We start from the raw sequence: 8,297 nt of genomic DNA on the forward strand, positions 1-8,297 counted from the left end.
TTTAAAATTATTGACGTCCAACAATAAAAACAGCTAAAAGAGAGTGAGCCTGGGCTGATTTATCTTCTAGTTTTAAGAACATCTTTAAAGCAAGTCTTCGATTGAGCAGTTCCGTCAGGTAATCGTGATTCGCATAAAAACTCAATTTTGTCATATCGCCACCCGATAAACCATGCAATTACTAATGCCAAAAGCTCTCGATTGTTCTTCTCCTAAAAAGAAAATTTGTATAAACGAGAACGCGATAGAAATGCTCACAAAACTAATACGGCCGGTATATTTCATGTAAAGTACCTTTCTTATTTAATTGTCGATTTCTAGCGGTTATATCATAAAAAAGGAAAAATACCCTATTGATTAGAAGGATGTGGAATAATCTTTGACCATATAAGTTATTTTCATTGGAAGAGATATATGCTCTTACTGCAAGTGCAAAAAAGAAAATTCACTTTTCGGTTTCAACTGGCTCAGTATAAGATAATCACTGAATTAACCATTAAAATGGCGGCGCTTTTTTATACAATTAACTGAAGAAAACTTGGGGGAAATAAAAAATACTTCTTATTTTTTTATTTCCCCCAAGTTTTCTTCGGTTGATCGCTCTATATAGAGAACCTTGAGATATTCTAGTTGCTGGGACTATCTCCTTTATAGAATATTCTTTACTATCATACATCCGTAGCACAACAGTAAGCTTTACTTTATCTAACTTGGGTCTACCTAATTCTTTTCCACGCCTTTTATTTGCTTCGAGTCACTCCTTTACTCTTTCGGCAATAAGGTCTCTTTCTAATTCAGCAATCACACACCTTATTTGGAACATGGCTTTACCTTTAGAGGTTCTTGTATTCATATTTTCCTTTAAAGATATGAATTGTACTCCTATCTCTTCTAACTGTTGAATAATATTGAGTATATCCAATGTTTTGCGTTCTAAACGAAATATGCTTTCCACTACAACTGTATCGCCTCGCCTGATTACATCAAACAGTTGATGAATTCCTTTTCGATCTTTAATAGTACCTATAAACTTTTTCTTTACTATTTTTTTACGACCATATTCAGTAAGTATAATAATTTACCGATCTAAGTTTTGGTCAACAGTAGAGACACATGCATATTCCGATAATCCTATGTAACCTCCAATATACATGTATAATTTAATTTTACTGGAGGTGTCTTTATTGTAAAGGTATTTGGACTTCTTTTTGGTAACCTAAGATCTTAATAAAATCAAAGGCAAGTAGATGAATGAATATTCGTTACAAAATACTGGTTTTGGGTAGTGGTATGTATTAACATGACAGTCGCGTTATTCAGCGAACCTTCGACTTAATGGAATAAGGGTAAAACAATCATCTCAAGTTTCAATTTATGAAAATTTCTATCTGTCTCTCTATTCTTATGATTATTTTTTGGGGCACATCATAAAGTATCTTAAATAAGGAGGGATCTAAGATGGAACGAAAATTGCCGAATTTTGCATCAGCATATTTTTTAAAACAGCATATCCTTGATACTGTGAACTTTTATGCACCTCGATGTGTAGACAAAGTTTTCGGTGGATATATCAACTGCTTTCTTGATGACGGAACAATCTGTGATTATGAAACTAAACAGCTTGTGGGTCAAGCGAGATTTGTGTTTATTTTTAGTGTGGCATCGCTGTTGAGACCTACTCAAGAGTATAGACAACTAGCAGAGCACGGTATTTCATTTTTACAGAATCATCAACGCGACCACTTGCATGGTGGATACTATTGGGAATTGAAGGGCCAATCTGTAACTAATTCAACTAAAAAAGCATATGGTCATGCCTTTGTTTTGTTAGCCGCGGCTATGGCATCTAAAGCAGGAATATCATCCGCTGTTCCCATTATAGCCGATACATTCGATGTATTAGAACGCTATTTTTGGAGGGAAAAAGAGGGGCTTTATCTTGATGAAATCTCAGCCGACTGGTCCGAAATATCTCCTTATCGTGGACAGAATGCCAACATGCATCTATGCGAAGCGATGATTACAGCATATGAAGCAACTGGGAAAAAGTATTATCTTGAGAGAGCGAAACGCATTGCTGAGTCGATAATGTTTCGTCTTCTTCCTCAATCAGGAGGTCTAATTTGGGAGCACTATCATGAAGACTGGACAATCGATTGGACGTACAATTATGGAATTACGAAAAGTGAGCTTCGTCCTTATGGCTTTATTTTTGGTCATTCAATTGAATGGAGCAAACTATTGCTGCTTATTGAACGACTCGAGCTCAGCAATTGGCGTGGATTGATGGCTAAATCCTTATTTCAAAGCGCTATTCGCTTGGGGTTAGATCGAAAAAATGGAGGGATTTATTTTAGCATGGCTCCTGGGGGCAGCATCATCGATTCTGATAAATACTACTGGGTCATGGCAGAAGCATTAGGAGCATCATCCCTGTTTGCAGTATATGATCGCAATGAACTATATCTGTACAATGATCTATTTGCCTATTGCTGGGCATATTTTGTTGATCAACAAAGAGGGGGCTGGTATCATCTGCTTAATAAGTTCAATCACCGTTACAGCAATATAAAAAGCCCTCCTCCGAAAACAGATTATCATCCCATAACGAATTGCCTCACTGCGTTAACGTCCTTTTACCAATTATGAACCAACAAAGCCACCACCGTTAATATGAATTGTCTGTCCCGTTATATAAGAGCCATCGCTTGAAGCAAGCAACACATATACAGGAGCTAGTTCGTATGGCTGACCTGCACGTTTCATTGGTACGTCACTTCCAAATGTTTTAACCATATCAGGTGTAAAAGTAGCAGGAATAAGTGGTGTCCAGATTGGGCCTGGGGCAACAGCATTCACCCTAATTCCTTGGTCTATGATGTTATTGGCAAGGGCTCGTGTAAAGCTGACGATTGCCCCTTTCGTAGTTGTATAATCTATCAAATCCTTCCGACCAATATAAGCATTAATCGACGTTGTATTAATAATGCTGCTTCCTTCAGTTATATGAGGAAGTGCAGCCTTCGTCATGTAAAAAAACGGATGTATATTAGTGTTAAACGTCGTATGCCACTGTTCATCGCTAATATCTAAAAATCGATTTTGGATAAATTGAACCGCTAAATTATTGACAAGAACATCTATTTTGCCAAATGTTTCAAGGGCACAAGAGATCACATACTTACAATGATTTTTGTTGCGCAAATCTCCTGGAATTAAGAGACAACGCTGTCCTAAATGCTCAATTGCTTGCTTAGTTTCTGTAGCATCTTCATGTTCATCAAAATAGGCAAGGACTAGATCTGCTCCTTCTTTCGCAAAAGCTACTGCTACAGCTCTACCAATTCCACTGTCACCTCCACTGATTATTGCAACCTGGTTGTTCATTTTTCCCGTTCCAATATAGTGGGGGTTATCATAAATAGGCCGAGGAATCATTAAATATTCCAACCCTGGTTGTCTAGCCTGCTGCTGGGGTGGAAATGTGTTGTGGACTTCTTCACACTTTATTTCTGATCCGAAATAGGATGACTTTGAATCCATGATTACACCTCTTTATCAATTTACTTGAATGTATTCAGATTAAAAAATAAATTTAATGCACGACAAACTCCATTGCTCTTATTATAGGGAGATTCCATAGGTATTAATTTGAACCAGTTAGCAGATAATGTAAGTCGAGAGCGACCTTTCTTTTTTTATACTTAAATTTACTACAAACCTTTATCATAACTCAATTTGTCCATATTACATACTTTCCACGGAGAATTACATCATTCTCATTATGTGATTGATTTTAAGAGACTTATTTTATCCCTTTACAAATCAATAAACGAAAATACAGGGATTTCATTAGGACATCTACCTAAAATGGAAATTCCTTGGTTTCAAAAGAGGGAGTATGGACATAGTTAGAAATGTCTTAGAATTGCAAAACGACCTATTAATCTTATCTGGAATGTACTTTGTTATTTGCTTTATCTATACAAAAGAAGTATATACAGGTAGGCGGGTACACGATAAATACGCTTAATTACTCATATCAACAATTGTATTGGCTGTCATATTTAGGCCATATATATCAAAGGATGAAGAGACTAGCAAAGAGAGATAAAGACAAAGTATGGAGTTAGTATAGTTTCATGGACACAGTTTAATTAAGTCCTTACAATTATTTTGAGAGGATATGTCCGAATTGGAACGTAAGCCTGCAGGTAAAAAATATAATGATGACTTTAAGAAAACAATTGTGGATTTATATCATTCCGGTAGCTCAGTTAAAGAGTTAAGCAGCGAATATGGCGTATCAGAAGTAACGATTTATAAATGGTTGAAAGATTTTACCCCCATCAGTTCGGAGAAAGAGGCCCTGACACCGAAAGAGTTAGCGGATATTCAGAAAGAAAACCTTCGGTTAAAACAGGAAGTAGAAATCTTAAAAAAGGCTATGGCCATATTCGCGAAAAAGTAACCGAAGCAGAGCTTAATGATTTTATCGAGGAACACAAAGATCAATACCCTATCCAGAAAATGTGCGAAGTACTGGCCGTGCCAAGAAGTAGCTACTATGATTCCCTTGAAAAAACAACTTCAAAGCGTGCGATAGAAAACCGGGAACTCACGAAGGAAATCCGACGGATTCACCTGGAAAGTAAGGCTCGTTATGGCGCTCCAAAAATTCATAAAACCTTATTAAACAGAGGGTTTTTCCTAAGCCTAAAGCGCGTCCAGCGCCTAATGAAAAAGGCCGACATCCGTTCGATTACCAAGAAGAAGTATCGTTCCTATCCCTCAAAGGAAAAGGTCGTGCAGCTGGACAACCTTTTAAAGCGAGACTTCTCTACCTGCACAATCAATGAAAAATGGGTGGCGGATATTACCTATATCCCTACGGCAAGAGATGGCTGGTGCTATTTGGCCTCTGTATTGGATCTGCATTCGAAAAAAATCGTTGGCTATTCTTTTTCTCGTTCTATGACATCAGAATTGGTAATCGAAGCACTTCAAAATGCCTGTTTTTCCCAAAAGCCCCGAAAGGGCTTAATTCTTCATACCGATCTTGGCTCACAATATACCAGCAGTAAGTTTACTCGGCATGTTCAAAAACAAAGAATCAAGCAATCTTTCAGCCGGAAAGGCTGTCCTTATGATAATGCCTGTATAGAGTCGTTTCACGCTATATTAAAGAAAGAAGAAGTGTATCATACGCAATACACGGACTATCTAGCTGCAAAGCTGGCCATATTTCAGTTTATAGAAGGCTGGTATAACCGAAAGAGAATTCACAGCAGCATTGACTATCAAACGCCTCAAGCCATTGAGGATCAAGTAGAAGAACAGCTTAAGACTTAACTTTTTTGTGTCCAAATTATTGACTCAAATCCAGTAATCAAGTTTTCTTAAGGGTTTAATGAACACTACATGTATTTAAACAAAACCTTAATATAAATATAGATAAGAGGACATAGCATGAAAAACCCTACTTACCCTCCAAAGGCATATGTTGGAAGACCTCTTACTTTGGGTATTGACAACAAATAAGCCGCCAGTATAAGATTCCTTCGCCAATATCCTTTCTTTCAAACCGATCCGAGCAGAGGGAATATAGAGTTCATGCAAATCATCACCGCCAAATACGTAAGAGGTTGTGTGAGTTGCAGGAACATTAACAATTTCAAGAAGCTTACCTGTTTTTGGATTCCACCTTGTTACAGCACTACCGTTCCATATCGCAACCCAAAGCATTCCTTCTTTGTCGGTGAATTGATATAGTACATCGTTGAATTGTCAGGACTCCAAGTGATACCATTCGAAATAGTGACATTGTCTAACACCTTTTTGATTCTCCAATCAGTCTCCAGGCACTAAAGAGCTCCGACATTCAGAGTCGAGTCATGACTCGTAGTACCCGCTCAGAAACGTCCAGCCGCGTCGCATTTTCCGTCATTAAATCGTTTGCTTGGCTTATGCAACTCGACAGCCCCGATAAATGTCATATTCCCTGTTTCGAATTCATAAACATAAAACCCATGTTTTAATGTGATCACAACGCCATCCGATTTTCTCGGAACAACTGAGCCAATATACTGTCCGCTGTCAAAGATCGTATGTTTATTCTTCGATGGACTATATACATGCAACTTTTGCCTTGTACACTCTACCCAGTACAGCACTTTTCCGCGTGAATCCCAACTCGGCCCCTTACTAAGTTCAGCTTTTGCATCCAGAACTAATTAAATTGAATGCATTTTTTTCCTCCTTCAATAGCTTAATTTTAACAGTTGGACAGACACCTTTAATTAGGATGACGTCCATTCCCCTCCGTTAACATGAACTGTTTGACCTGTCACGAAACGCGAATCGTCGGAAGCAAGATAAACATACGTAGGGGCAAGTTCAAAGGGCTGACCTTGACGTTGCATTGGATTTTCAACAAGTGTAACCTGGTCCGCAGAGAAACTTGCTGGTATGAGAGGTGTCCATATCCTTCCAGGAGCAACCGCGTTTACCCGTATGCCTTTATCTATAAGGTTGTTTGCTAAAGCACGGGTGAAACCAACAATAGCCGCTTTAGTCGCTGTATAATCAATCAATTGTTTATTCCCAATATACGCCACAACAGAAGCTGTATTTATTATTGAACTACCTGCTTTTAGATACGGAAGTGCTGCTCGAGTTGTGTAGAAGTGTGAGTAGATATTTACCTTAAAGGTATCATCAAATTGCTCATCGGTAATATCTAGCAGGCTTAATTGTTGAAACTGGATACCAACATGGTTACAGAGGATATCGAGACGCCCGAACGTATTTACTGTTTGTTCCACAATGGCGATACACTGTTGTTTGTCTCGCAAGTCACCTGACAATAACAAACAACGTTGTCCAACCTCTTCAATTCTCCTTTTTGTTCGGTTCGCATCCTCGTGTTCGTCTAAATAAGAAATGGCAACATCAGCTCCTTCTTTAGCAAACGCGATGGCGATTGCTGCACCAATTCCACTGTCACCGCCTGTGATAAGTGCGACCTTTCCTACCAGTTTTCCGCTTCCCTTATAATTGGGATTTTCAATAATAGGCCTTGGAACCATCAGCTTTTCTACACCAGGCTGGCGAAGCTGACGTTGTTCTGGCACAGTAATTGGAATGTCTTCATATCGTGTTATTTTCCCGTAGTTTGGATACATTGGATAACCTTGCTCATTTGTGTTTTGTTGATATTTTTGATGATCTTGTGACATAGTGCTCCTCCTCGAAATAACCATTCTTCGGTTACTTTATGTTGTATGGGCTAATAAAGTGCATGGTCAAGTTAATTTGCTAAACACTATCGTTAGTACGGGCTCAATACTTTGAAAAGTTGAATAAGGTGAAGGAAAAAGAAAACTCTAGGGAGGTTATCACTTTGCATTATTATAATCCAGAAGTAAGGTTTTTGTTGGTGGATCACTCTAATGAAAAGATTGAAATGTTATACGATTTCAACTCTCATCCTTGGCAAATGCCTAAAATTGGACCTAGACCACCATATTATTGTAATCCACGGTATGAGCAGTATTATCCAGTCATCTAATCAATCGTATTTTGATTTATAAGAAATCTTTTATTAAACTCCCGCAAGTTTTGGGGAATTATTCCTTCTTCCATTGGAAGCTACTGTGATAAGTGCTTTTAGTTGAAGAAGGAAATCTGCATTTTGTCGGCAGGAACCCACTTAATAATCATTTGACTTTTTTATTAAAATTATTCCTAATATTCCACCTAAAAAATATCCGCATAAACCTAAAAATATTGGTCCTGGGACATGTTTAGCCCCTATAATAATCCCGACTGTTGAACACATCCCAGATAAAATAAATGGAAGGTAATGAGAAGTAGGCATTGAACTTAGATATTGCTTCTTATACCCTTCCCTATACCCATCACAATGAGAAGCAGTAAAAAAAGCTGGGTAGTATAAAATCCATTGAAAATCCAACAAAGCTTGAGATTTATCAATCTCACCGTAAAAGGAGTATAGAATTGCTTCATTTAAATGACCCAATTGGTTGTTGATAAAATTAGGAATTAAAAAAAGTAAAGCTTTAAAATATTGACGGTTATATAATTGCGAAAACCCTGTCATTAGCCACCCAAAGAAAATTGCCATAAAAGCTTTATTATTAACAATTTTAAATAATTTTTCGTTAACAGACATTTTTTCTCCTTTTTATTATATATTTTTGGATTTGAGTCAATAATTTGGACACAAAAAAGTTAAGTCTTAAGCTGTTCTTCTAACTTGATCCTCAATGGCTTGA

At 37.6% G+C, this 8,297-nt stretch carries 6 protein-coding genes and 2 pseudogenes; 2 read left to right on the plus strand and 6 right to left on the minus strand.

Features of this window, described 5'->3' with window-relative positions; genetic code table 11:
* Positions 1-7 precede the first annotated feature (7 nt).
* Together ACH0BF_RS22980 and ACH0BF_RS22985 are read right to left on the minus strand one after the other, a co-directional pair.
* Positions 8-154 (minus strand): nucleotidyl cyclase domain-containing protein, encoded by a 147-nt coding sequence (locus tag ACH0BF_RS22980; protein WP_406910369.1) that lies wholly within the window; start codon positions 152-154, stop codon positions 8-10.
* Between the two features lie 369 nt (positions 155-523).
* Positions 524-1,078 (minus strand): annotated as a pseudogene (locus ACH0BF_RS22985) (recombinase family protein).
* 380 nt (positions 1,079-1,458) lie between these two features.
* On the opposite strand from ACH0BF_RS22985, the gene ACH0BF_RS22990 reads away from it, so the two are divergent.
* Positions 1,459-2,649 (plus strand): AGE family epimerase/isomerase, encoded by a 1,191-nt coding sequence (locus ACH0BF_RS22990; protein WP_406910370.1) that lies wholly within the window; start codon positions 1,459-1,461, stop codon positions 2,647-2,649.
* Here the strand turns inward: ACH0BF_RS22990 and ACH0BF_RS22995 are convergent.
* Complete coding sequence (locus ACH0BF_RS22995) at positions 2,644-3,543, minus strand: SDR family oxidoreductase (protein WP_406910371.1); 900 nt, start codon at positions 3,541-3,543, stop codon at positions 2,644-2,646. The two genes, ACH0BF_RS22990 and ACH0BF_RS22995, sit on opposite strands and share 6 nt — an antisense overlap.
* Before the next feature lie 643 nt (positions 3,544-4,186).
* Here ACH0BF_RS22995 and ACH0BF_RS23000 point away from each other — a divergent pair.
* Positions 4,187-5,352, plus strand: a protein-coding gene (locus ACH0BF_RS23000) for an IS3 family transposase (RefSeq protein ID WP_406910372.1) whose coding sequence is annotated in 2 segments (ribosomal slippage) — positions 4,187-4,445 and positions 4,445-5,352 — 1,167 coding nt in all. Because the reading frame shifts where the segments join, the coding sequence is not laid out codon by codon here.
* An 87-nt stretch (positions 5,353-5,439) separates the two neighbouring features.
* On the opposite strand, the pseudogene ACH0BF_RS23005 reads toward ACH0BF_RS23000, so the two are convergent.
* From ACH0BF_RS23005 to ACH0BF_RS23015, 3 genes and pseudogenes are all read right to left on the minus strand, one after another.
* A pseudogene (locus tag ACH0BF_RS23005) lies at positions 5,440-6,173 on the minus strand (SMP-30/gluconolactonase/LRE family protein).
* A 126-nt stretch (positions 6,174-6,299) separates the two neighbouring features.
* The gene (locus ACH0BF_RS23010; RefSeq protein WP_340856920.1) at positions 6,300-7,238 is read right to left on the minus strand and encodes an SDR family oxidoreductase; all 939 of its coding nucleotides are present in this window, start codon (positions 7,236-7,238) and stop codon (positions 6,300-6,302) included.
* Positions 7,239-7,711: 473 nt separating this feature from the next.
* Complete coding sequence (locus tag ACH0BF_RS23015; RefSeq protein ID WP_340856919.1) at positions 7,712-8,194, minus strand: hypothetical protein; 483 nt, start codon at positions 8,192-8,194, stop codon at positions 7,712-7,714.
* Positions 8,195-8,297 lie beyond the last annotated feature (103 nt).

Source organism: Pseudobacillus sp. 179-B 2D1 NHS (assembly GCF_045370945.1).
In the GTDB taxonomy this organism is placed as follows: Bacteria; Bacillota; Bacilli; order Bacillales; family Domibacillaceae; genus Pseudobacillus.

Coding starts and splice junctions, on each gene's coding strand:
- ACH0BF_RS22980 (WP_406910369.1), bottom strand. CDS start 154: ATGACAAAATTGAGTTTTTATGCGAATCACGATTACCTGACGGAACTG.
- ACH0BF_RS22990 (WP_406910370.1), top strand. CDS start 1,459: ATGGAACGAAAATTGCCGAATTTTGCATCAGCATATTTTTTAAAACAG.
- ACH0BF_RS22995 (WP_406910371.1), bottom strand. CDS start 3,543: ATGGATTCAAAGTCATCCTATTTCGGATCAGAAATAAAGTGTGAAGAA.
- ACH0BF_RS23010 (WP_340856920.1), bottom strand. CDS start 7,238: ATGTCACAAGATCATCAAAAATATCAACAAAACACAAATGAGCAAGGT.
- ACH0BF_RS23015 (WP_340856919.1), bottom strand. CDS start 8,194: ATGTCTGTTAACGAAAAATTATTTAAAATTGTTAATAATAAAGCTTTT.